Origin of the sequence: Nonomuraea roseoviolacea subsp. carminata (assembly GCF_024172185.1) — a bacterium.
Taxonomy (GTDB): Bacteria; Actinomycetota; Actinomycetes; order Streptosporangiales; family Streptosporangiaceae; genus Nonomuraea; species Nonomuraea roseoviolacea.
Map to the genome: position 1 here is coordinate 7,479,159 of NZ_JAMZEC010000001.1, position 22,210 is coordinate 7,501,368.

21 protein-coding genes are annotated in these 22,210 nt (G+C 72.9%); 14 read left to right on the plus strand and 7 right to left on the minus strand.

Translation table 11 applies throughout. The annotated features are described in order from the left end of the window. Nucleotides 1-32: 32 nt before the first annotated feature. Together tal and tkt are read right to left on the minus strand one after the other, a co-directional pair. Nucleotides 33-1,124: a transaldolase gene (tal, locus tag HD595_RS34745; protein ID WP_253776535.1), complete on the minus strand. Its 1,092-nt coding sequence runs from the start codon at nt 1,122-1,124 to the stop codon at nt 33-35. A 2-nt stretch (nt 1,125-1,126) separates the two neighbouring features. Beyond that, nucleotides 1,127-3,157 carry a transketolase gene (gene tkt / locus HD595_RS34750; RefSeq protein WP_253781414.1) on the minus strand — a complete coding sequence of 677 codons (2,031 nt, stop codon included), beginning with the start codon at nt 3,155-3,157 and terminating at the stop codon, nt 1,127-1,129. A gap of 354 nt (nt 3,158-3,511) precedes the next feature. On the opposite strand from tkt, the gene HD595_RS34755 reads away from it, so the two are divergent. Both HD595_RS34755 and HD595_RS34760 read left to right on the plus strand, forming a co-directional pair. Beyond that, nucleotides 3,512-4,468: a heme o synthase gene (locus HD595_RS34755; RefSeq protein WP_253776537.1), complete on the plus strand. Its 957-nt coding sequence runs from the start codon at nt 3,512-3,514 to the stop codon at nt 4,466-4,468. A 66-nt stretch (nt 4,469-4,534) separates the two neighbouring features. Then, complete coding sequence (locus HD595_RS34760; protein ID WP_253776539.1) at nt 4,535-5,686, plus strand: PrsW family intramembrane metalloprotease; 1,152 nt, start codon at nt 4,535-4,537, stop codon at nt 5,684-5,686. Here HD595_RS34760 and HD595_RS34765 read toward each other — a convergent pair. Further along, nucleotides 5,658-6,386, minus strand: a complete 729-nt coding sequence (locus HD595_RS34765; RefSeq protein WP_253776541.1) for a SanA/YdcF family protein — start codon at nt 6,384-6,386, stop codon at nt 5,658-5,660. The genes HD595_RS34760 and HD595_RS34765 overlap by 29 nt on opposite strands. 61 nt (nt 6,387-6,447) lie before the next feature. Next, nucleotides 6,448-7,434: a COX15/CtaA family protein gene (locus HD595_RS34770; RefSeq protein ID WP_253776543.1), complete on the minus strand. Its 987-nt coding sequence runs from the start codon at nt 7,432-7,434 to the stop codon at nt 6,448-6,450. A 141-nt stretch (nt 7,435-7,575) separates the two neighbouring features. Between HD595_RS34770 and HD595_RS34775 the strand changes: the two genes are divergently transcribed. From HD595_RS34775 to HD595_RS34795, 5 genes are read left to right on the plus strand one after another with little or no spacing between them, the layout of a single operon-like run. Continuing rightward, a complete protein-coding gene (locus HD595_RS34775) occupies nt 7,576-8,469 on the plus strand; it encodes a dihydrodipicolinate synthase family protein (RefSeq protein ID WP_253776545.1) in 894 nt (297 codons plus the stop codon). Further along, on the plus strand, nt 8,466-9,467 hold the full coding sequence (locus HD595_RS34780) for a proline racemase family protein (protein WP_253776547.1): 1,002 nt from the start codon (nt 8,466-8,468) through the stop codon (nt 9,465-9,467). The genes HD595_RS34775 and HD595_RS34780 overlap by 4 nt, the downstream gene beginning before the upstream one ends. Next, entirely contained in the window at nt 9,464-10,453 is a 990-nt protein-coding gene (locus HD595_RS34785) for a proline racemase family protein (protein ID WP_253776549.1), read from the plus strand. Before HD595_RS34780 ends, HD595_RS34785 begins: the two co-directional genes overlap by 4 nt. 4 nt (nt 10,454-10,457) lie before the next feature. After that, a complete protein-coding gene (locus HD595_RS34790; protein WP_253776551.1) occupies nt 10,458-11,465 on the plus strand; it encodes an ornithine cyclodeaminase family protein in 1,008 nt (335 codons plus the stop codon). 4 nt (nt 11,466-11,469) lie between these two features. Then, complete coding sequence (locus HD595_RS34795) at nt 11,470-12,147, plus strand: GntR family transcriptional regulator (protein WP_253776553.1); 678 nt, start codon at nt 11,470-11,472, stop codon at nt 12,145-12,147. Nucleotides 12,148-12,222: 75 nt separating this feature from the next. On the opposite strand, the gene HD595_RS34800 is transcribed toward HD595_RS34795, so the two are convergent. Further along, nucleotides 12,223-13,131: an EamA family transporter gene (locus tag HD595_RS34800; RefSeq protein WP_253776555.1), complete on the minus strand. Its 909-nt coding sequence runs from the start codon at nt 13,129-13,131 to the stop codon at nt 12,223-12,225. Between the two features lie 141 nt (nt 13,132-13,272). Here HD595_RS34800 and HD595_RS34805 point away from each other — a divergent pair, with 141 nt between their 5' ends. Further along, entirely contained in the window at nt 13,273-14,439 is a 1,167-nt protein-coding gene (locus HD595_RS34805; protein ID WP_253776557.1) for an MFS transporter, read from the plus strand. Between the two features lie 48 nt (nt 14,440-14,487). On the opposite strand, the gene HD595_RS34810 is transcribed toward HD595_RS34805, so the two are convergent. Next, complete coding sequence (locus tag HD595_RS34810; protein ID WP_175601209.1) at nt 14,488-15,267, minus strand: ABC transporter permease; 780 nt, start codon at nt 15,265-15,267, stop codon at nt 14,488-14,490. After that, nucleotides 15,264-16,172 carry an ABC transporter ATP-binding protein gene (locus tag HD595_RS34815; RefSeq protein WP_253776559.1) on the minus strand — a complete coding sequence of 303 codons (909 nt, stop codon included), beginning with the start codon at nt 16,170-16,172 and terminating at the stop codon, nt 15,264-15,266. Before HD595_RS34815 ends, HD595_RS34810 begins: the two co-directional genes overlap by 4 nt. 220 nt (nt 16,173-16,392) lie before the next feature. Between HD595_RS34815 and HD595_RS34820 the strand changes: the two genes are divergently transcribed. The 6 genes from HD595_RS34820 to HD595_RS34845 all read left to right on the plus strand — a co-directional run bounded on the left by HD595_RS34820 (nt 16,393) and on the right by HD595_RS34845 (nt 22,207). Next, entirely contained in the window at nt 16,393-17,169 is a 777-nt protein-coding gene (locus tag HD595_RS34820) for a VOC family protein (protein ID WP_253776561.1), read from the plus strand. A 93-nt stretch (nt 17,170-17,262) separates the two neighbouring features. Continuing rightward, a complete protein-coding gene (locus HD595_RS34825) occupies nt 17,263-18,567 on the plus strand; it encodes a multidrug effflux MFS transporter (protein WP_253776563.1) in 1,305 nt (434 codons plus the stop codon). 91 nt (nt 18,568-18,658) lie between these two features. Next, nucleotides 18,659-19,360: a helix-turn-helix transcriptional regulator gene (locus tag HD595_RS34830; protein ID WP_253776565.1), complete on the plus strand. Its 702-nt coding sequence runs from the start codon at nt 18,659-18,661 to the stop codon at nt 19,358-19,360. Next, on the plus strand, nt 19,357-20,769 hold the full coding sequence (gene sufB, locus HD595_RS34835; RefSeq protein WP_253776567.1) for a Fe-S cluster assembly protein SufB: 1,413 nt from the start codon (nt 19,357-19,359) through the stop codon (nt 20,767-20,769). The genes HD595_RS34830 and sufB overlap by 4 nt, the downstream gene beginning before the upstream one ends. Continuing rightward, nucleotides 20,769-21,893, plus strand: coding sequence for a Fe-S cluster assembly protein SufD (sufD, locus tag HD595_RS34840; protein WP_253776569.1), 1,125 nt, complete (start codon nt 20,769-20,771; stop codon nt 21,891-21,893). Before sufB ends, sufD begins: the two co-directional genes overlap by 1 nt. Next, nucleotides 21,890-22,207 (plus strand): non-heme iron oxygenase ferredoxin subunit, encoded by a 318-nt coding sequence (locus HD595_RS34845; protein ID WP_253776575.1) that lies wholly within the window; start codon nt 21,890-21,892, stop codon nt 22,205-22,207. Before sufD ends, HD595_RS34845 begins: the two co-directional genes overlap by 4 nt. Nucleotides 22,208-22,210: the final 3 nt, after the last annotated feature.

The window sequence follows — 22,210 nt, forward strand, 5'->3', positions numbered from 1 at the left end:
ATGGTCACTGACGTCCCTCGAAGGAGCGGACATCAGGGGACCAGGTTCTTGCGGACGCTCTCGAGCAGCTCGTCCCACGAGGCCTCGAACTTGTCGACGCCCTCGTCCTCGAGCACTCGGACGACGTCGTCGTAGTCGACCCCGGCCTCCTTGAGCGCGGCCATGGTGTTCCACGCCTGCTCGTAGTACGGCCGGACCGTGTCGCCGGTGACCCGGGCGTGGTCGGCGACCGCGTCGAGCGTCTTCTCCGGCATCGTGTTGACCGTGCCGGGAGCGACGAGCTGGTCGACGTACATGGTGTCGGAGTACTCGGGGTTCTTCACGCCGGTCGAGGCCCACAGCGGGCGCTGCGGGCGGGCGCCGGCGGCGCGCAGCCGCTGCCACCGCTCGGAGGCCATGACCTCCTCGAACGCCGCGTACGCCAGGCGCGCGTTGGCGATGCCCGCCTGGCCCTTGAGCTCCGCCTTGCCGAGCTGGTCGAGCCGCTTGTCGATCTCGGTGTCGACCCGGCTGACGAAGAACGAGGCCACCGACTCGATCGTGGCCAGGTTGAGGCCCTTGGCCTGGGCCGCCTCCAGACCCGCCAGCCAGGCGTCCATGACCGCGCGGTAGCGCTCCAGCGAGAAGATCAGCGTGACGTTGACGCTGATGCCCTCGCCGATGGCCTGCGTGATCGCGGGCAGGCCCTCGACGGTCGCCGGGATCTTGATGAACAGGTTGGGCCGGTCCACGAGCCACCACAGCGCGCGGGCCTCGGCCACCGTCTTGTCCGTGTCACGCGCCAGGCGCGGGTCCACCTCCAGCGACACGCGGCCGTCCACGCCGTTGGTGGCGTCGTAGACAGGGCGCAGCACGTCGGCCGCCCAGCGGATGTCGTAGGTGGTGATGGCGCGCACCGCCTCGCCCACCTCGACGCCGCGCACGGCAAGGTCGTGCATCTGCTGGTCGTAGGCGTCGCCCTTGCTGAGCGCGCTGGCGAAGATGGTGGGGTTGGAGGTGACGCCCACCACGTTCTTCTCGCGGATCAGCTGCTCCAGGTTGCCCGTGCGCAGCCGCTCGCGGCTGATGTCGTCCAGCCAGACGGACACGCCCTGGCCGGACAGCTTGTTGAGGATCTCGCTCATCGTCAGTTTCCCGTCGTCTCACCCTTGTCCTGGCCCAGCTTGGCCAGGCTGGCCTTGGCCGCCGCCGCGACTCTCTCGGCCGTCAGCCCGAACTGCTCGTACAGCGTCTTGTACGGCGCGGAGGCGCCGAAGTGTTCGAGGCTCACCACTTCCCCGTGCTCGCCGACGAACTCCCGCCAGCCCAGCGCGACTCCCGCCTCGACGGCGACGCGGGCCTTGACCGACGGAGGCAGCACGCTCTGCCTGTACGCCGAGTCCTGCCCGTGGAACCACTCGACACACGGCATCGACACCACCCGCGTCGGGATGCCCTGCGCCTCCAGCAGCTCACGGCCGTTGACGGCCAGCTCGACCTCGCTGCCGGTGGCGATGAGGATCACCCGCGGCTGGGCGTCGGACGCCTCGTGCAGGATGTAGCCGCCGCGGGCGACGCCCTCGGCGCTGGTGCCCTCGTAGACCGGCAGGTTCTGGCGGGTCAGCGCCAGCGCGGCCGGCCGGTCGGTGTGCTCCAGGACCGTCTTCCAGGCGTAGGCGGTCTCGTTGGCGTCGGCCGGGCGGACCACGTCGAGGCCGGGGATCGCGCGCAGCGCCCACAGGTGCTCGATCGGCTGGTGCGTCGGGCCGTCCTCGCCGAGGCCGATCGAGTCGTGCGTCCACACGTACGTGACCGGCAGCTTCATCAGCGCGGCCAGGCGCACGGAGGGGCGCATGTAGTCGGAGAAGACGAGGAACGTGCCGCCGTAGGGACGGGTGCCGCCGTGCAGGGCGATGCCGTTGAGGATCGCGCCCATGCCGTGCTCGCGGATGCCGAAGTGCAGCGTGCGGCCGTAGCGGTTACCCGGGAACTCCTTGGTCTGGTACTCCTCCGGGATGAACGACGGCTCGCCCTTCATCGTGGTGTTGTTGGACTCGGCCAGGTCGGCCGAGCCGCCCCACAGCTCCGGCAGGATCGGCGCCAGGGAGCTGAGCACCTCGCCGGAGGCCTTGCGGGTGGCCATCGAGGCGCCCTTCTCGAACTGCGGCAGCGCCTGGGTCCAGCCGTCGGGCAGCCGGTGGGCGGAGATGCGGTCGAGCTCGGCGGCGCGCTCCGGGTTGGCCTCGCGCCAGGCGTCGTAGGACTTCTGCCACTCGGCGCGCGCCTCGTGGTTGCGGCGGGCCACCCCGCGGGCGTGCTGCAGCACCTCGGCCGGGACGTCGAAGCTCTTGTCGGGGTTCATGCCGAGCACGCGCTTGGTGGCGGCGACCTCCTCGGCGCCGAGCGCGGAGCCGTGGATCTTGCCGGTGTTCTGCTTGTTGGGCGCGGGCCAGCCGATGATCGTGCGCAGCCGGATGAACGTCGGCCGGTCGGTCTCGGCCCGCGACTCCTCCAGCGCGGCGTGCAGCGCCTGCACGTCCTCGACGTAGTCGCCGGTCTCGGTCCAGTCGACGCTCAGCGTCTGCCAGCCGTACGCCTCGTAGCGCTTGAGGACGTCCTCGGACTTGGCGATGAGGGTGTCGTCCTCGATCGAGATGTGGTTGTCGTCGTAGACGACCGTCAGGTTGCCCAGCTTCTGGTGGCCGGCGAGGGCGCTCACCTCGTGGCTGATGCCCTCCTCGATGTCGCCGTCGCTGACGAAGCACCAGATGTGGTGGTCGAACGGCGAGGCGCCCGGCGCCGTGTCGGGGTCGAACAGGCCGCGCTCGCGGCGGGCGGCCATGGCCATGCCCACGGCGTTGCCCAGGCCTTGGCCCAGCGGGCCCGTCGTGGTCTCCACGCCGGCCGTGTGGCCGTGCTCCGGGTGGCCGGGGGTACGGCTGTCCCACTGGCGCAGCCGCTCCAGGTCCTCCAGCGTGAGGCCGTAACCCGACAGATAGAGCTGGATGTACAGGGTCAGGCTCGAATGCCCGCACGACAGCACGAAACGGTCACGACCGATCCAGGTCGGGTCCGTCGGGTCGTGGCGCATCGTACGCTGGAAAAGCAGGTATGCGGCGGGTGCCAGGCTCATGGCGGTGCCGGGGTGGCCCGAGCCCGCCTTCTCCACTGCGTCCATGGCCAGGGCTCGAACGACGTCGACCGCCTTCTTGTCGAGGTCGGTCCATTCGAGGGCTGGCACGAGTTCGGTGCTCAAGTGCTCGATCTCCGGAATCTAGTTGTCATTGGATGGTGCCGGTTTGGCATATCCCGCCCACACCGGACCCTAACCGAGTGGCGACGCCGAACGTTCCCCACTCCCTCCACGCGTGTTCCCTGTGTGGTGACGCCCGGCCCCGAGCCCCCCATTGGCCGGACCGGCCGACCCTGCGACTACAGTTTGGTTGTTGTCCGCAGGGCCGCCACGGCGCCCCGTCCACGGATCCGCTCTAATCAGAGGTTACGCGTTGACTCCGCACGTGCTGGAAGCGCCTTGACGGTGCTGACGAACAGGCAGGCGACGGCCCCCGCTCCGGCGGAGGATGCGCCGCGCCCGAGCGGCCGCTCGATCGGCATGGTCGTCAAGGCCTACATCGCCCTGACCAAGCCGCGGATCATCGAGCTGCTGCTCATCACCACGCTGCCGGTGATGTTCCTGGCCGCCGGAGGGCTGCCGCCGCTGTGGACGTCCGTCGCGGTCATGGTGTTCGGCACGCTGTCGGCGGGCAGCGCCAACGCCCTCAACTGCTACGTCGACCGCGACATCGACCAGAAGATGCGCCGCACCCGGCGCCGCCCCCTGGCGCGGCACCAGGTCTCCCCGCGCGGGGCGCTGATCTTCGGCATCGTCCTCGGCGTGCTGTCCCTGCTCGGGCTGTGGGTGACGACCAACTGGCTCGCCGCCATGCTGTCCACCGGGGCGATCCTGTTCTACGTCCTCGTCTACTCGATGATCCTCAAGCGGCGCACCGCCCAGAACATCGTGTGGGGCGGCATCGCCGGCTGCATGCCCGTGATGATCGGCTGGGCCGGGATCACCGACCGGCTCGACTGGGCGCCGCTGGTGCTGTTCGGCGTGGTGTTCTTCTGGACGCCGCCGCACACCTGGACGCTGGCCATGCGCTACAAGGAGGACTACGCGGCGGCGAAGGTGCCGATGCTGCCCGTCGTGGCCACCGAGCGCCGGGTGATCCTGGAGTCGATCGCCTACACCTGGGCGACCGTGCTGTGCTCGCTGGCCCTGTGGCCGGTGGCCGGGACCACGCTGTTCTACCCGATCGTGGCCGCGGTGCTGGGTGCCATGTGCCTGTGGGAGGTGCACCGCCTGCTGGCCAGGCTCAACGCCGGCAAAACCGGGGTCGCGCTGCGCCCGATGCGCTTCTTCCACTGGTCCAACGCCTACCTGGCGCTGCTGTTCCTCGCCGTCGCCATCGACCCGCTGCTGTCCTGACCGTGCCGGGTCCCGGGGCGGCCTCCCGCGCGGGACACCTGCACCGTGATCCGTTAAAGTCACCGTATGACGTCCCGTGATCCACGCTGGGTGTTGAAGGACCGCCCGTCGTTCGCGTTGATCACCGGGCTGGTCCTCACCGGCATCTGCGCGCTCGTCTCCCTCTCCTTCGACGTGATCAACGGCGCGCCCGTGCAGTTCGTCATCGCGCTCGTGCTGGCCCTGGCGCCCGTGCCGCTGCTGCTGGCCGCGGTGCTCGCGCTCGACCGGATGGAGCCCGAGCCGCGCAGCAACCTGATCTTCGCCTTCGCCTGGGGCGCGGGCGTCGCCGTGCTGGTCGCCGGTCTGGTCAACTCGCTCAACCTGCACTACGTCACCGACACGGCGAACGTGTCGGCGGCCAGCGCCCGCAACCTGGTCGCCACCTTCGGCGCGCCCGTGGTCGAGGAGACCATGAAGGGCCTGGTGCTGCTCGGGCTGCTGCGCTTTCGCCGGGCCGAGCTCGACGGGCCCACCGACGGCGTCATCTACGCGAGCATGGTGGGCCTCGGCTTCGCGATGAGCGAGAACGTCAGCTACTACGTCCAGGCGCTCAACTCCGAGGCCGGCGGCGTGGGCCTGGCCGTCACCGTGGTGCTGCGCGGCATCCTGTCGCCGTTCGCGCATCCGCTGTTCACCTCGATGATCGGGGTGGCGGTGGCCTACGCGGCCCAGCGCCAGGGGCCCGAGCGGGTCTTCTCCATCATGGCCGGCTGGGCGGGCGCGATGGTGCTGCACGGCCTGTGGAACGGCATGGTCTCCTACGGCGGCTTCCGCGGCCTGCTGATCGCCTACGCCACGCTGCTGGTGGTGCTGGCCGTGCTGATCGGGGTGGTCTTCCGCGACCGGCGGCGCATCGTCGCGCTCCTGCAGCGCTACCTGCCGCCGTACGAGCCGACGCGGCTGGTCGACGCCGGCGACATCCACATGCTGTCCGCGCTGCCCCGGCGCCGCAAGGCCCGGCAGTGGGCCCGCGCCCACGGCGGCAAGCGCGGGCTGCGGGCCATGCGCGACTACCAGCTCGCCGCCACCGAGCTGGGCCTGCTGCACGAGCGGGCCGCGCGCCGCGTGGTGGACGAGGACGCCTTCCACGAGGAGCAGCGGGCGCTGCTGGAGATCATGAGCATGTCCCGGGCGCAGTTCCCGGCGGTCAGCGGGAGCGGGCCAGGATCGTGGTGAGCGAGGTCTCGCGCGGGCCGGGGAAGACCGGGTCGGAGTGCAGCAGCAGGGCGTCGGCCAGGCCCTTGGCGGTCGCGGCGAGCTCCCGGGTGGCGTAGACGTAGGTGGTGGCGGCCCACCGCCGGGTCGAGTCGTCGCCCACGCCGAAGGTCTCCAGACCGGCCGCCCGGCACAGCGTCACCGCCCGGGGCAGGTGGAAGGCCTGGGTCACCACGGTCACCCGGCGGGCGCCGAACACCTGGCGGGCCCGTACGCAGGAGTCCCAGGTGTCGAAGCCGGCGTAGCCCAGGACCATGACCTCCCGGGGCACGCCCCGCGCGGCCAGGTAGTCGGCCATCGCCGACGGCTCGTCGTACTCCCTGCGGCTGTTGTCGCCCGACAGCAGCACGGCCCTGACCTTGCCCGTCCGGTACAACGCGGCGGCGATGTCGAGCCGGTCGGCCAGCATGGGGGAGGGGCGGCCGCCGTACAGGCCGGCGCCGAGCACGAGCGCGGTCTCGGCGGCGGGCACCCGGGCCTCCCAGCCCGGGGCGCCGGCGACCGCGCGGTGGGGTGCGCTGCCGAGCCAGGCCCAGGTCATGGGGGCCAGGGCGAGCACGCTGAGCAGGACCGACCCCTGGTAGGCCCGGCGTAAGGCGGTCCGGGAGGGGCGGCGGGCCCGGAGCGCAGCCTTCCAGAAGGGGCGGACGAACTTCCGCAAACCGCACCTCGCCTCGGTGGGGGAGTGGCCGACTTCTCACCCCAAAGCCTGGCATAACCGCTCAGACGGCGGCAGGCACTCCGGTGGGGGAGGGGGCGGGGGCCTCCTCGGCGGCCTCGCGCACGCGCAGCGCCGTGACGGCGCGCAGCGCGAAGATCCACACCAGCGTCGCGCCGAGGACGTGCACCCCCACCAGGAACGCGGGCACGGCCAGGAAGTACTGGGTGTAGCCGATCACGCCCTGGAGCAGCTCGACCCCCAGCAGGGCCAGCGCCGCCCGCCGGGCCTCGCGCGGGGCCCCGGTCACGCGCAGCGCGAACGCCAGGGCGAACGTCAGCCCCACCACCAGGTAGGCGACGTCGGCGTGCAGCCGCACCACGCTCTCGATGTCGAGGTCGAAGCGCGAGGCCAGCTCGTCGCCCGAGTGCGGGCCCGTGCCGGTCGCCGTCACCCCGGCCAGCAGGAGGGCGAACACCGCCGGGACCAGGACGTGGCCGAGGCGGCGGATGTCGCGGTGGACCAGCGGCCGCACCGGGCCGTCGCCCTCCCGGCTGCGCCGGTAGAGCGTCCAGCAGGCGGCGACCAGCCCGATTGACAGCAGGAAGTGCACGCTGACCGTGAACGGGTTGAGCATGGTCCTGACCACCAGGCCGCCCCACAGCGCCTGCGCCACGACGCCCAGCGGCTGGAACAGGGTCAGCAGGAGCAGGGAGCGGCGGGCCGGACGCAGCCGCAGCGCCGACACCAGGCAGGCGAACCCGACCGCCAGCACGAGGAACGTGACCAGCCGGTTGCCGAACTCGACCAGCATGGTGGCCATCGACAGCTCGGGGTGCGCCACCGGCACGAAGCTGTCGGGCGTGCACCGCGGCCAGGTCGGGCAGCCGAGCCCGGAGCCGGTGACCCGCACGGCGGCGCCGCTCACGGTGATGCCGGCGTTGGCCACCACGGACGCGAGCGCCCAGCCGCTGAACGACTCCGCCGTGGGGTGCCAGGGCGACAGCAGGAGCCGGACGAGGCGGTTCGGGTGGGCCGTGGATTGCTTCACGTCATCGATGGTATGGGCCGGGGAGGGCGGTCCCGTCACCGGGGAACGCCCTTCTCAAGCCAAAAAGTATGTGACATATTACTGCGCGGGAGGTGCGCCGCCCTGTCCTGCCCGCACCCCCTCCGACCTGGAGGACTTGTCATGAGCGACCGCGTCCGACCCTGGCACGGGATCATGGTGGCCACCGCGCTGCCCCTGCGCGACGACCTCACCGTCGACCTCGACCGGTACGCCGAGCACTGCCGCTGGCTCGTCGGCAACGGCTGCGACGGGGTCGTGCCCAACGGCTCCCTCGGTGAGTACCAGACCCTCACGCCCGAGGAGCGCGCCCGGGTGGTGGAGACCGCCGTCGAGGCCGTCGGCGGAGCGAACGTCATGGCCGGCGTCGGCGCGTACGGCGCGGCCGAGGCGCGCGCGTGGACCGAGCGGGCCGGCGAGGCCGGCTGCGGCTCGGTGCTGCTGCTGCCGCCCAACGCCTACCGGGCCGGCGAGGACGCCGTCCTCGACCACTACCGCGAGGTGGCCAGGGCTGGCGTGCCCGTCGTCGCCTACAACAACCCCTACGACACCAAGGTGGACCTGACGCCCGCCCTGCTGGCCCGGCTCTTCGACGAGGGGCTGATCGTCGCGGTCAAGGAGTTCAGCGGCGACCCGCGCCGGGCCTACGAGATCGCCGAGCTGGCGCCGGGCCTCGACCTGCTGATCGGCTCCGACGACGTGCTCCTGGAGCTGGCCGTCGCCGGGGCCGTCGGCTGGATCGCCGGCTACCCGAACGCGCTGCCCGCCTCCTGCGCCGAGCTCTACCGGGCCGCGACCGCGGGCGACCTCGCCACCGCCCTCCCCCTCTACCGCGCGCTCCACCCGCTCCTGCGCTGGGACTCCAAGACCGAGTTCGTCCAGGCCATCAAGCTGTCGATGGACCTCGCCGGCCGCCACGGCGGGCCGTGCCGGCCGCCGCGCCTCCCGCTGGACGCCGATCAGGAGGCCGTCGTGCGCGCCGCCACCGAGAAGGCGCTCGCGGAGGGCCTGCGATGAGGACCAAGCGCGTCTTCCACGCCGTCGACTCCCACACCGAGGGCATGCCGACCCGCGTCGTCACCGGCGGCGTCGGCGTCGTCCCCGGCGCCACCATGGCCGAGCGGCGCGTGTACTTCCGCGACCACCTCGACCACATCCGGCGGCTGCTCATGAACGAGCCGCGCGGCCACGCCGCCATGAGCGGCGCCATCCTGCAGCCGCCCACCCGCCCGGACGCCGACTGGGGCGTGCTGTTCATCGAGGTGTCGGGGCTGCTGCCCATGTGCGGCCACGGCACCATCGGGGTGGCCACCGTGCTCGTCGAGACCGGCATGGTGGAGGTGACCGAGCCGGTCACCACCGTGCGCCTGGAGGTGCCCGCCGGGCTCGTCGTGGCCGAGGTCGCCGTCGAGGACGGCACGGCCACCTCCGTGACGCTGCGCAACGTGCCCTCCTACAGCGACCGGCTGGACGCCGTCGTCACCGTGCCCGGGTACGGCGACATCCGCTACGACCTCGCCTACGGCGGCAACTTCTACGCCGTCGTCGACCTCGACGCGTACGGGCTGCCGTTCGAGCGCAAGGCCAAGAACGAGATCCTGGCCGCCGGCCTGGCCACCATGGCGGCGATCAACGCCGCCGACGAGCCGGTCCACCGCGAGGACGCGCGCATCCGCGGCTGCCACCACGTCTACCTCGCCGGGCCGGGCTCCGACGCCCGCCACTCGCGGCACGCGATGGCCATCCATCCCGGCTGGTTCGACCGCTCGCCCTGCGGCACCGGCACGAGCGCCCGCATGGCGCAGCTCCACGCCCGCGGCGAGCTGCCGCTGGGCCGCGACTTCGTCAACGAGTCGTTCATCGGCACCCGCTTCGTCGGCCGGCTGCTGGAGGAGACCACGGTCGGCGGCGCTCCGGCGGTCGTGCCGTCGATCACCGGCCGCGCCTGGGTCACCGGCACCGCCCAGTACTTCCTCGATCCGCGCGACCCGTTCCCGGAGGGCTTCGAGCTGTGAGCGCACCCGGCGTCGTCACCACGACCGACTACCACACCGGCGGCGAGCCGTTCCGGATCGTCACCGGCGGAGCCCCCGAGCTGCCCGGCGCGAGCGTGCTCGACCGCCGCGAGCACGCCCTGCGCCCGGGGAGCGAGGCCGACCGGCTGCGGCGGCTGCTCTGCCACGAGCCGCGCGGCCACGCCGACATGTACGGCTGCTACCTCGTCCCGCCCGACGACCCGGGGGCCCACCTCGGGGTGCTGTTCTGGCACAAGGACGGCTTCTCCACCGCCTGCGGGCACGGCACGATCGCGCTCGGCGTCCACGCGGTCCGCGAGGGCCTGGTCGCCGCCGCGCCCGACGGGGAGACCGACGTCGTCGTGGACGTGCCGTCGGGCCGCGTCACCGCCCGCGTGCGCTGCTCCGGCGGGCGGATCGAGGCGGTCACGTTCGTCGGCGTCCCGTCGTTCGTGCTCGCCCGCGGCGTCCCGGCCGACGGCGCGAGCGTGGACCTCGCCTACGGCGGCGCCGTCTACGCCAGCCTGCCGGCCCGCTCCGTCGGGCTGGAGGCGCGCGCCGGGCACCTGACCGAGCTGATCGCCCGCGCCCGCCGGATCAAGCGCGACCTGGAGGGCCATCCGGCCACCCGGCATCCCACGGACGAGCGGCTGTCCGGCGTCTACGGGGTGATCTTCCACGACGAGCTGCCCGGCGAGGACGGCCGCGTCCGCCAGCGCAACGTCACCGTGTTCGCCGACGGCGAGGTGGACCGCTCGCCGTGCGGGTCCGGCACGGCCGCGCGGCTGGCGCTCCTGCACGACGAGGGCGTCCGGGAGCCGCTGGTCCACGAGAGCGTCGTCGGCTCCGTCTTCCGGGCCCGCGTCGCCCGGGTCACGGAGGAGGGGGTGGTGCCGGAGGTCGAGGGCATGGCCTACCGGACCGGCCGGCACACCTTCGAGCTGGATCCGGACGACCCGCTCGGCGCCGGGTTCGTCCTGCGGTGACCCCGTGACGGATGATCTGACCATGGAGCCCCAGCCGCACCCCGCCGTAGCCTCCGCCCTGCCGTACCTCGACGCCGGGACGCTGCGGCGGCTGGTGCCCATGAGCCGGGCCGTGGACGTCCTGGAGGAGGCGCTGCGCGGCGGGCTCGACCCCGAGGACACGCCCCTGCGCACCGCCGCCGACCTGCCCGGCGGGCAGCTCCTGCTCATGCCCGCCGCCGCGGGCCGCTACGCCGGGGTCAAGGCCGTCACCGTGGCCCCCGGCAACCCCGGGCGCGGGCTGCCCCGCATCCAGGGCACGTACCTGCTGTTCGACGGCGGCACGCTCACCCCGCTGGCCGCCCTCGACGGGGTGGCGCTCACCTCGCTGCGCACGCCGGCCGTCTCCGCGCTGGCCGTCCGGCACCTGGCCGAGCCGGACGCCCGCGAGCTGCTGGTCTTCGGCACGGGACCGCAGGCGTACGGGCACGCCGAGGCGCTCGCCGCGGTGCGTCCCGTGCGCGGCGTCACCGTCGCCGGCCGCGACCCCGGCCGTGCTGAGGCGCTGGCCGCCCACTGCCGCTCCGCCCTGGGCCTGCGCGCCCGCGCGCTGCCCCTCACCGGAGACGGCCCGGAGCTGCGCGCGGCGGTCTCCCGGGCCGATCTCATCGCCTGCTGCACCACCGCCCGGCTGCCGCTGTTCCCCGGCGCCCTGCCGCGCGACGGCGCCACCGTCGTCGCCGTCGGCTCCCACGAGCCCGACGCCCGCGAGCTGGACGACGACCTCGTCGCCCGCTCCACCGTGGTGGTCGAGGCCCGCTCCTCGGCCCTGGCCGAGGCGGGGGACGTGATCGTGCCGATCGGCCACGGTACGATCACCACTGGTCATCTCGCCGGAAACCTCGCCGAGCTGATCGCCGGCCGCCTGACCCCCGGTTCCGGGCCCCGCGTCTTCAAGAGCACGGGCATGGCGTGGGAGGACCTGGTGGTGGCCGCCGCCGCGTACGAGGCGTGGGACGTTGGGAGTGGATGAGCGGATGGGCGCGGAGCACCGGCTCGACCTGCCGGCGGTCGGAGAGCGGCAGAGCCTGCGCGAGCAGGTGGCCCACGCGCTGCGGGCCGCCCTGGTCACGGGCGAGATGCGCCCCGGCGTCGTCTACTCGGCGCCCGCGCTGGCGCAGCAGTTCGGCGTCTCGGCCACGCCCGTCCGCGAGGCGATGCTCGACCTGGCCAAGGAGGGCCTGGTCGAGGCCGTGCGCAACAAGGGCTTCCGGGTCACCGAGCTGTCCGCGCGCGACCTCGACGAGCTGACCGAGCTGCGCCGGCTCATCGAGGTGCCGACCGTGGCGCGGCTGGCCGACGACGCGCCCGCCGCCGAGTTCGCCCGGCTGCGTCCGCTGGCCGAGGACATCGTGGCCGCCGCCGAGCGCGGCGACCTGCTCGCGTACGTGGACGCCGACCTGCGCTTCCACCTGGAGCTGCTGGCGCTGTCGGGCAACTCCCGGCTGGTGTCGGTGGTCACCGACCTGCGCAACCGGGCCCGCCTCTACGGCCTGTCCCAGCTTCTGGGCGAGAAGCTGGTCTCCTCGGCCCGCGAGCACCTGACGCTGCTCGACGCGCTGGAGTCGGGCGAGCGCGACGCCGCGGGACGCATCATGGCCGAGCACATCGGCCACGTCCGCGGCATCTGGGCCGCCCCGGACCCCCGCCCGTAGGGGCAGGGGCCGTCGAGTCAGGGGCCGCTGAGACAGGGGGCGCTGAGACAGGGGCCGCTGAGACAGGGCCCCGGCTCAGCGTGACCGGGTGGCGCCCAGGCTGGCCGCCACGATGCTGGCGATCGCCGCCCACTGCTGCAGGTGCAGCACCTCGCCCAGCACCACGAGCCCGACCATCGCCGCCACCGCCGGCTCCAGGCTCATGAGGATGCCGAACACGTGCTTGGGCATCCGCCGCAGGGCGTTCAGCTCCAGCGAGTACGGGATGACCGACGACAGCAGCCCCACCCCGAGCCCGATCAGCACCAGCTCCGGCTGCAGCAGGTCGGTCCCGCCCGTCGAGAGGCCCACCGGCGCGACCAGCACGGCCGAGACGATCATCGCGAACGACAACCCGGTCGTCCCGGGAAAGTGCTTGCCCGCCGCGGCCGACAGCAGGATGTAGGCCGCCCAGCAGGCGCCGGCCACCAGGGCGAAGCCGATGCCGACCCAGTCCACGCTCTGCGACTGGCCCCATGGGGCGAGCAGCGCCACGCCCAGCCCGGCCAGCCCGACCCACAGCAGGTCCAGCCGGCGCCGCGACGCGGCCACGGCCACCCCGAGCGGGCCCAGGAACTCGATCGCCACCGCGATGCCCATCGGCAGCCGCGACAGCGCCTCGTAGAACGTCAGGTTCATCAGGCCGAGCGTCGCGCCAAAGCCGAGCCCGACCGCCCAGGCGCGCCACGACATCCCCCGCAGCTTCGGCCGGGCCACCGCGCCCATGATCAGCGCGCCCGCCATGATGCGCAGGAACACCACCGCGCTCGGCGGCAGCGTCGCGAACAACTCCTTGGCGAAACCCGCCCCGAGCTGCACGGAGAAGATGCCCAGCAGGACGAGCCCCGACGGCGGAATGGAGCCGGCGGCCGAGCGCAGCAGGTTGCCCGGCCGCGACAGGCCGGACCTGCGGTCGAACGGATCGTCCAAGGCGAAGTCGGTCACGATGCTCCTCGCGGGGGTGTGACGAAAGAGAGGCCGATGGCGGCAATGTGCCGAGGATAGTCAATGACCTCGACATATCCCCACCTAGGGTGGTAGGACCGGAAGCCGGTACCCCTGACCGCCCCGTCACGCGCTGGAGACATGACCGCACCCGCCGAGCCCGTCGCCCTGGTGCGGCCGCCGTTCGCGCTGTCCGCCGCCTCCCTCGTCAGCAGCTTCGACCGCTTCGCCGTCGGCCCGATGCTCGTCCTGATCGCCCTGGACCTGCGCGTGACGCTCGCCGCGGCCGTCGCGGCGGCGAGCGGCTACTACCTCGCCTACGGCCTGTCCCAGCCGCTGTGGGGCGTGCTGTCCGACCGGTACGGGCGCGTGCCGGTGATGCGGGGCGCGCTGCTGGGCGCCACCGCGGCGGGCCTGGCCTCGGCGTTCATGCCGGGCCTGATCCCGCTGGTCGCGCTGCGGGTCGTGGCCGGCGCCTGCTTCGGCGCGGTGATCCCCACCTCCCTCACCTACGTCGGCGACACCGTCGCCGCGCCGATCCGCCAGCGCGCCCTGTCGGACCTCATGGGCGCGACCGCGCTCGGCACGGCCGTGGCCACCGGCTTCGGCGGCGTGCTGGCCGACCTGGTGAGCTGGCGCGTCGTCTTCACCACGGCCGCCCTGTGCGCCCTGGCCTGCGCGCTCGGACTGCGCTCGGTGCCCGAGCCGCCCCGGGGCGCCGTCGCCGGGCTCGGCGCCCACCTCGGCGCGGTGCTGCGGGAGCGCTGGGCGCTGCTGGTGTTCGGGCTGGCGTTCGTGGAGGGCGCCGTCCTGCTGGGGCTCCTGCCGTTCCTCGCCACCGCGCTCCAGCACCACGGGGTCACCGCGGCGGTGGCGGGCCTGGCCACCGCGGTCTACGGCGTGGGGCTGTGGCTGCTGACCCGGCTGGTCAAGCGGGTGTCGCGGCGCCGGCCCGCGCCCCTGCTCATCGCCGTGGGCGGCGCCCAGCTCTGCCTCGGGCACGCGCTGGTCGCCGTCCACGTCAGCCTGGCGACCGTGACGGTGGCGGCGCTGCTGTTCGGCGGCGGCTGGTCGTTCATGCACTCGTCGCTGCAGACGTGGGCGACCTCGGCGGTGCCGCACGCGCGGGGGACGGCCGTGGCGTTCTTCGCGGCGGCGCTGTTCATCGGCAGCGCGGTCTCGTCGTCGGCGGCCGGGCCGCTGGCGGGCGCCGGGGCGTACGGGCCGCTGTTCGGGGTGGCCGCGGCGGTGGCACTGCCGCTGACCGCCGTGGCGGCCCTGACCCGCCGCAGGTGGCGCGCCCCCTGAGGCCCGCGCCGTCCGGTGAGCCCCGCCCGTGCGGCCCGGCTGGTAGGGTTACTCCCAGCGGAACGTGCGCGAGGCCAGCCCCAGGCACAGCACCGCCCACGCGGCCAGCACCCCGAGCGCGCCCAGCGGCAGCGCGCCGCCCGACAGCACCGTCCGCAGCCCGCCGGTGAGCGCCGAGATGGGCAGCACCTCCAGCGCCGGCCGCACCGACTCCGGCAGCTTCGACAGCGGGAACATCACCCCGCCCGCCCCCAGCAGCACCAGGTAGACGAGGTTGGCCGCGGCCAGCGTCGCCTCGGCGCGCAGCGTGCCCGCCATGAGCAGCCCGAGCCCGCTGAAGGCCGCCGTGCCCAGCACGATGAGCAGCGCCGCCGCCGCGAACGACCCGTGAGGCCGCCAGCCGAGCGCCAGCCCCACGGCCACGACCACCACGACCTGGATGAGCTCCACCGCCAGCACGGCCGCCGTCTTGGCCAGCATGAGCCCGGCCCGCGACAGCGGGGTCGCCCCCAGCCGCTTCAGCACCCCGTACCGCCGCTCGAAGCCGGTCGCGATCGCCTGTCCGGTGAAGGCCGTGGACATGACCGCCAGCGCCAGCACACCCGGCGCGAGGAAGGCCACCCGGCTGCCGCCGCCGACGTCGATGAGCGGCGCCAGCGTGAACCCGGCCAGCAGCAGCACCGGGATCACCAGGGTCAGCAGGAGCTGCTCGCCGTTGCGCAGCGTCGCGCGCACCTCGGCGCCCGCCTGGGCGAGCACCATGCGCGGGAACGGCGCCGCCCCGGGCGCCGGGGTGAGGTCGAGGGCCGCCGTGTCCGGCGTCGTCATCGCAGCTCCCTGCCGGTCAGTTCGAGGAAGACGTCCTCCAGCGTGCGGCGCTCGATGCGCAGGTCGTCGGCCGTGACGCCCTCGGCCGCGCACCAGGCGGTCACCGTGGCCAGCAGCTCCGGGCCCACCAGGCCCTCCACGATGTAGTGGCCGGCCGGCGACTCCTTGGCCGCGCTGCCCGACGGCAGCGCGTTGAGCAGCTCCTCCAGCGCCAGGCCGGGCCGGGCGCGGAAGCGGAGCTGCCGCTCGGCCCCGGTCAGCGCCGCCGGGCTGCCCTCGGCCACCACCCGCCCGCCGTCGATGATCACCACGTGGTCGGCCAGCCGCTCGGCCTCGTCCATGTGGTGCGTGGTCAGCAGCACCGCCACGCCCGCGGCGCGCAGGTCGGTCACGAGGTCCCAGCAGGCGTGGCGGGCCTGCGGGTCGAGCCCGGCCGTCGGCTCGTCGAGGAAGACCAGCTCCGGCCGGCCGACGACCGCCGCGGCCAGCGACAGCCGCTGCTGCTGGCCGCCCGACAGGCGGCGGTACGGGGTGCGCGCGTGGGCGGCCAGGCCCAGCCGTACGAGGAGGGCGTCCACGTCGAGCGGACGGGCGTAGAAGCGGGAGACCAGGCGCAGCCACTCGCCGCAGCGCGTCGCCGGCGGCACGCCGCCCGACTGGAGCATGACCCCCACCCGGGGCCGCAGCGCCGGGGTGGCGGGCGGGAGGCCCAGCACCCGCACGGTGCCCTCGTCGGCCTCCCGGAAGCCCTCGCAGATCTCGACCGTGGAGGTCTTGCCCGCGCCGTTGGGCCCGAGCACGGCCGTCACCGCGCCACGGGCGGCGCGCATCGACAGGCCGTCGACCGCTGTGGTGCCGCCGTAGCGCTTGACCAGGCCGATGATCTCGACGGCTGGGGAGTCCATGGCCACGAGTCTAAGGACTGCGCGGAGCGGTCCCGTGCGCAGCCCGGGCCGCGCGCCGCCGGCCCGCCGCCCGCGTCCCCGGGGCTGGCCGGATATGGCCACCTGTTTACCGCGCGTTTCCCGGCGGGGCCATCGGCCGGGTGAAAGCCTGAGGGCGGGGGCGAGTCGGGCGGCAGCCGCGAGGGGGCGGCGGCCGGCGAGGACGGCAAGGAGGGTTCCCATGTCAGAGCGCAGCGGCTACGAGCCGGGTGTCCCGTGCTGGGTGGATCTGTCGAGCTCGGACGTGGAGGCGTCCGTGCGCTTCTACGGCGAGGTCCTCGGCTGGCGGGCCGAGATGAGCGACGATCCCGCGGCCGGGGGCTACGGCCAGTTCTTCCACGGCGGCAGGCGCGTCGCCGGCGTGGGCCCCCTGCACGACGAGGACATGCCGTCCCACTGGAACAGCTACGTCGCCGTCGAGGACGCCGACGCGACCGCCGACCGGGTCAAGAACTCCGGCGGCACCGTGGTCGCGGGCCCGATGCAGATCATGGAGGAGGGCCGCATGGCGGTCTTCCAGGCGCCGGACGGCGCGTACGCCTCGATCTGGCAGGCGGGCCGCCACCACGGCGCCGACCTGGTCAACGAGCCGGGCGCGTTCTGCTGGAACGAGCTCGTCACCCGCGACCCCGAGGCCGCCGAGCGCTTCTACCGCGCGGTGTTCGGCTGGGAGCCCCGCCCGCAGCAGATGGACGGCGTCACCTACACCGAGTGGCACGCGGGCGGCCGGGCCGTCGCCGGGATGATCGAGATGGGGCCGATGTACCCGCCGGAGACGCCCTCGCACTGGATGGTCTACTTCGCGGTCGCCGACCTCGACGCGGCCATCGGGGCCGCCCGGCGGCACGGCGCGGAGGTGTTCGTCGACTCCATGGACTCGCCGCCGGGCCGCTTCGGGATGTTCCAGGACCCTCAGGGCGCGGCCCTCTCGGTCATCCAGCTCCGCGAAAATCAGTAAAAATCAGATGACTGGGAATTAGGAGGACTTTACCGCTGTTTATCTCCCTCGGCCCTCGTGGGCCGCACGCCTGCGAGGGAGAGGGGTACGCGCATGTCCGTGGCGCCGGCGTCACCATCCGCATCAGCGGCATCGGGATCCAGCCTGCCAGGGTCGGCGAACGGTGAGGAGGGCGCCCCTCGTGCGAAGCGGTCCGGCGCCCTGCTGCTGTTCGTGCTCGGCGCGCTGTCGGCCATCGGCCCCCTGTCCATCGACATGTACCTGCCGGCCCTGCCCGCCATCACCGGGGAACTGCTGAGCACGCCCGCCCAGGTGCAGCTCACGCTGACGGCCTGCCTCATCGGCGTCTCCGCCGGTCAGGTTGTCGCCGGGCCGGTCAGCGACGTGCGCGGGCGCCGGGGGCCGTTGCTGGTCGGCGTCGCCGGGTTCGCGGTGGCCTCGCTGCTGTGCGCGTTCGCGCCGAACGTGCCCGTGCTGATCGCGCTGCGGCTGCTGCAGGGCGTCCTCGGCGGCGCCGCCCTGGTGATCGTGCGCGCCGTGGTGCGCGACCTGTACGAAGGCCCCGCCATCGCGCGCATCTTCGCCACGCTCATGCTCGTCAGCGGCCTCGCGCCGATCCTCGCCCCGGTGGCCGGCGCCCAGCTCCTGTCGTTCACCTCCTGGCGCGGCGTGTTCGTCGCGCTCAGCCTGACCGGCCTGGTGCTGCTGCTGGCCGTGGTCGCGGGCGTCCGCGAGACGCTGCCGGCCGCCAAGCGCGAGAGCGGCGGGCTCGGGCACACCCTGCGCACCTTCGGCCGGCTGCTGCGCGACCGCCCGTTCATGGGCAGCGCGCTGACCGCGGGCCTGGGCTTCGCCGCGATGTTCGCCTACATCTCCGGCTCGCCCTTCGTGATCCAGGAGGTCTACCACGCCACGCCCCAGCAGTACTCCCTGATCTTCGGGCTCAACGCGCTGGGCCTGACCCTCATGGCCCAGGTCGGCGGGCGGCTCGCGGGCCGGGTCGCGCCCGCGCGGCTGGTCTTCACGGGTCTCGCCATCGCGGTCGCGGGCGCCGCGCTGCTGCTGGCGGCCGCGGTCACCGGGCTGGGGCTGGCCGGGATCGTGGCGGGACTGTTCGTCATCATGTGCGGTCAGGGCCTCATCCTGCCGGGCACCGGCGCGCTCGCCCTGGCCGGGCAGCCGCCGCAGGTCGCGGGCAGCGCCTCGGCCCTGCTCGGGGTGCTCCAGTTCGCGCTGGGCGCCCTCGCCGCGCCGCTCGTCGGCTTGGTGGGCTCGGGCTCGGCGACGCCGATGGCCGCCGTCATGCTGGCGCTGCTGGCCCTCGCGGCCGTCGTCTTCGCGGTCGTCCGGGGCCGTCCGGCGGCGGCGCTCCAGGCCGCCGAGCAGGGGATTAGGTAAGGCTTACCTGCGTGAGAAATTGCATTGACCCTTTCCCAGGATCCATTTGTGGGGCGGGAAGGAATTACGGCACACTGATGTTGTGAAAAACGTGCCCACCACGATCGAGCCCGGCAGCGAGCGCAGCACCCGCGCGCGCGTGGCCCGGCTCATCCTGGAGCACGGTCCCGTCGCGGCCGCCGCGCTGGGCGAGCGGCTCGGGCTGACCCCGGCCGCCGTCCGCCGTCACCTCGACGCGTTGCTGTCCGACGGGATGATAGAGCCTCGCACGGTGCGGCCACGCGGCCAGCGCGGGCGCGGGCGGCCGGCCAAGCTGTTCGCCATCACCGACGCGGGGCGCAGTGCCTTCGAGCACGCCTATGACGACCTGGCCGGGAGCGCGCTGCGCTTCCTGGCCGAGCGCATGGGGGACGAGGCGGTGACCGACTTCGCCCGCTCGCAGGTCTCCGGCCTGCTGCGTAGGCTGGAGCCGGTCATGCGCGAGGTGCCCGCCGAGCGGCGGGTCGAGGTGCTGGCGCAGGCGCTCTCGGCCGAGGGCTACGCCGCGTCGGCCAGCAAGGCCAAGTCCGGCGGAGACCAGCTCTGCCAGCACCACTGTCCGGTGGCGCACGTGGCGGCGGAGTTCCCTCAGCTCTGCGAGGCCGAGACCGAGGCGTTCGCCCGGGTTCTCGGCACCCCCGTGCAGCGCCTGGCCACGATCGCCCACGGCGACGGGGTCTGCACCACACACGTCAGCCCGCAATCGCTGGGTGATCCCGCACATAGAGACAAGAGCAAGGAGACCGGAAGGTGACTGTCACCGACCGCCCGGAGCTGGAAGGCCTCGGGAATTACAAGTTCGGCTGGGCCGACCCCGATGCCGCCGGGGCGGCGGCCAAGCGTGGCCTGTCCGAGGACGTCGTGCGCAACATCTCCGGGCTCAAGAGCGAGCCCGAGTGGATGCTCGACCTTCGCCTGAAGGGCCTCCGCCTGTTCGACAAGAAGCCGCTGCCGACCTGGGGCTCCGACCTCACCGACATCGACTTCGACAACATCAAGTACTTCGTCCGCTCGACGGAGAAGCAGGCCGCCTCCTGGGACGAGCTGCCCGCCGACATCAAGAACACCTACGACAAGCTGGGCATCCCCGAGGCCGAGAAGCAGCGGCTCATCGCCGGCGTCGCCGCCCAGTACGAGTCGGAGGTCGTCTACCACAAGATCCGTGAGGACCTTGAGGAGAAGGGCGTCATCTTCGTCGACACCGACACCGGCCTGCGCGAGCACGAGGACCTGTTCAAGGAGTACTTCGGCTCGGTCATCCCGGTCGGCGACAACAAGTTCGCCGCCCTCAACACCGCCGTGTGGTCCGGTGGCTCGTTCATCTACGTGCCGCCGAACGTCGAGGTCGAGATCCCGCTCCAGGCGTACTTCCGGATCAACACCGAGAACATGGGCCAGTTCGAGCGGACCCTGATCATCGTGGACGAGAACTCCTACGTCCACTACGTCGAGGGCTGCACCGCGCCGATCTACTCCTCCGACTCGCTGCACTCCGCGGTCGTCGAGATCATCGTGAAGAAGAACGCCCGCTGCCGTTACACGACCATCCAGAACTGGTCGAACAACGTCTACAACCTGGTGACCAAGCGCGCCGTCGCCTACGAGGGCGCCACCATGGAGTGGATCGACGGCAACATCGGCTCCAAGGTCACGATGAAGTACCCGGCCGTCTACCTCATGGGCGAGCACGCCAAGGGCGAGACGCTGAGCGTCGCCTTCGCCGGCGAGGGCCAGCACCAGGACGCCGGCTCCAAGATGGTGCACCTGGCGCCCCACACCAGCTCCAGCGTCATCTCCAAGTCGGTGGCCCGCGGCGGCGGCCGCACCTCCTACCGCGGTCTCGTGCAGATCGAGGAGGGCGCCCACGGCAGCGCCAGCACCGTCAAGTGCGACGCGCTGCTCGTCGACCAGATCAGCCGCTCCGACACCTACCCCTACGTCGACGTCCGCGAGGACGACGTGTCGATGGGGCACGAGGCCACGGTCTCCAAGGTCAGCGAGGACCAGCTGTTCTACCTCATGAGCCGCGGCCTCGACGAGGACGAGGCGATGGCGATGATCGTGCGCGGCTTCGTCGAGCCGATCGCGCGCGAGCTGCCCATGGAGTACGCGCTCGAGCTCAACCGGCTGATCGAGCTGCAGATGGAAGGAGCCGTCGGCTGATGGGCCTGAACGAGAAGCCCCTGTCGACCCTGCACGAGAAGGCGTCGTACGACCTGGCCGACTTCGACGTGCCGACCGGGCGCGAGGAGGCGTGGCGCTTCACCCCGCTCTCGCGCCTCAAGGGCCTGCACAACGGCAAGGCCGAGGCCACCGGCCAGCTCGTCGTCCAGGCGTTCACCCCGTCCGGCGTGAGCGCCGAGTGGGTCGGCCGCGAGGACCCGCGCATCGGCCGCGCGTACGTGCCGGCCGACCGGGTCAGCGCCCAGGCCTACAACGCCTTCGAGAAGGCGCTGGTCATCACGGTGCCCAAGGAGGCGACGCCCGACGACCACATCCGGGTCGAGCTGCGCGGCGGCGGCACCGACGGCGCCTCCTACGGCCACATCGTGGTCGTCGTCGAGCCGCTGGCCGAGGCCGTGGTCGTCATCGAGCACCAGGGCAGCGCGGTCTACGCCGACAACATCGAGTTCGTCGTCGGCGACGGCGCCTCCCTCAAGGTCGTCAGCCTCCAGGACTGGGAGGACGACGCCGTCCACGTCTCCCACCACCACGCCCAGCTCGCCAAGGACGCCACCTTCCGCAGCTTCGTGGTGACGCTCGGCGGCGACCTCGTCCGGCTCTCGCCCAGCGTGTCCTACACCGGCCCCGGCGGCGACGCCGACCTGGCCGGCGTGTACTTCGTGGACGCGGGCCAGCACCTGGAGCACCGCCTGCTGGTCGACCACTCGCAGCCCCACTGCAAGAGCAACGTCGACTACCGCGGCGCCCTGCAGGGCGAGGACGCTCACGCCGTCTGGATCGGCGACGTGATCATCCGCGTCGAGGCCGAGGGCACCGACACCTACGAGCTCAACCGCAACCTCATCCTCACCGACGGCGCCCGCGCCGACTCGGTGCCCAACCTGGAGATCCTCACCGGTGAGGTCGCCGGCGCGGGTCACGCCTCGACGTCGGGCCGCCTCGACGACGAGCACATCTTCTACCTCCAGGCCCGTGGCATCCCCTTCGACGAGGCGCGCCGCCTGGTCATCCGCGGCTTCCTCGGCCAGCTCATCGAGCGCATCGAGATCGAGGAGATCCGCGATCGCGTCATGGGCGCGGTGGAGGCGGAGCTCGCGCGATGAGTTTCCAGAAGGTGTGCAGCGTGTCCGACGTCCCCGACGGCGGGGTGCTCGGCGTGGAGGTCGAGGAGACCCCCGTCGCGCTCGTCCGCAAGGGCGGCGAGGTCTTCGCGCTGCACGACATCTGCTCCCACGCCGAGGTCAGGCTCAGCGAGGGAGAGGTCTACGACGACACCCTGGAGTGCTGGCTGCACGGCTCGTGCTTCGACATCCGCAGCGGCAAGCCCACCGGCCCGCCCGCGACCAGGCCCGTGAACACCTACACAGTCAAGATCGACGGCGATGACGTCCTCGTCTCGCTCTCGAAGGAGTCATAAGCA

Coding starts and splice junctions, on each gene's coding strand:
- tal (WP_253776535.1), bottom strand. CDS start 1,124: ATGAGCGAGATCCTCAACAAGCTGTCCGGCCAGGGCGTGTCCGTCTGG.
- tkt (WP_253781414.1), bottom strand. CDS start 3,157: ATGGACGCAGTGGAGAAGGCGGGCTCGGGCCACCCCGGCACCGCCATG.
- HD595_RS34760 (WP_253776539.1), top strand. CDS start 4,535: ATGACGTCCCGTGATCCACGCTGGGTGTTGAAGGACCGCCCGTCGTTC.
- HD595_RS34775 (WP_253776545.1), top strand. CDS start 7,576: ATGAGCGACCGCGTCCGACCCTGGCACGGGATCATGGTGGCCACCGCG.
- HD595_RS34780 (WP_253776547.1), top strand. CDS start 8,466: ATGAGGACCAAGCGCGTCTTCCACGCCGTCGACTCCCACACCGAGGGC.
- HD595_RS34795 (WP_253776553.1), top strand. CDS start 11,470: ATGGGCGCGGAGCACCGGCTCGACCTGCCGGCGGTCGGAGAGCGGCAG.
- HD595_RS34805 (WP_253776557.1), top strand. CDS start 13,273: ATGACCGCACCCGCCGAGCCCGTCGCCCTGGTGCGGCCGCCGTTCGCG.
- HD595_RS34810 (WP_175601209.1), bottom strand. CDS start 15,267: ATGACGACGCCGGACACGGCGGCCCTCGACCTCACCCCGGCGCCCGGG.
- HD595_RS34815 (WP_253776559.1), bottom strand. CDS start 16,172: ATGGACTCCCCAGCCGTCGAGATCATCGGCCTGGTCAAGCGCTACGGC.
- HD595_RS34820 (WP_253776561.1), top strand. CDS start 16,393: ATGTCAGAGCGCAGCGGCTACGAGCCGGGTGTCCCGTGCTGGGTGGAT.
- HD595_RS34825 (WP_253776563.1), top strand. CDS start 17,263: ATGTCCGTGGCGCCGGCGTCACCATCCGCATCAGCGGCATCGGGATCC.
- sufD (WP_253776569.1), top strand. CDS start 20,769: ATGGGCCTGAACGAGAAGCCCCTGTCGACCCTGCACGAGAAGGCGTCG.
- HD595_RS34845 (WP_253776575.1), top strand. CDS start 21,890: ATGAGTTTCCAGAAGGTGTGCAGCGTGTCCGACGTCCCCGACGGCGGG.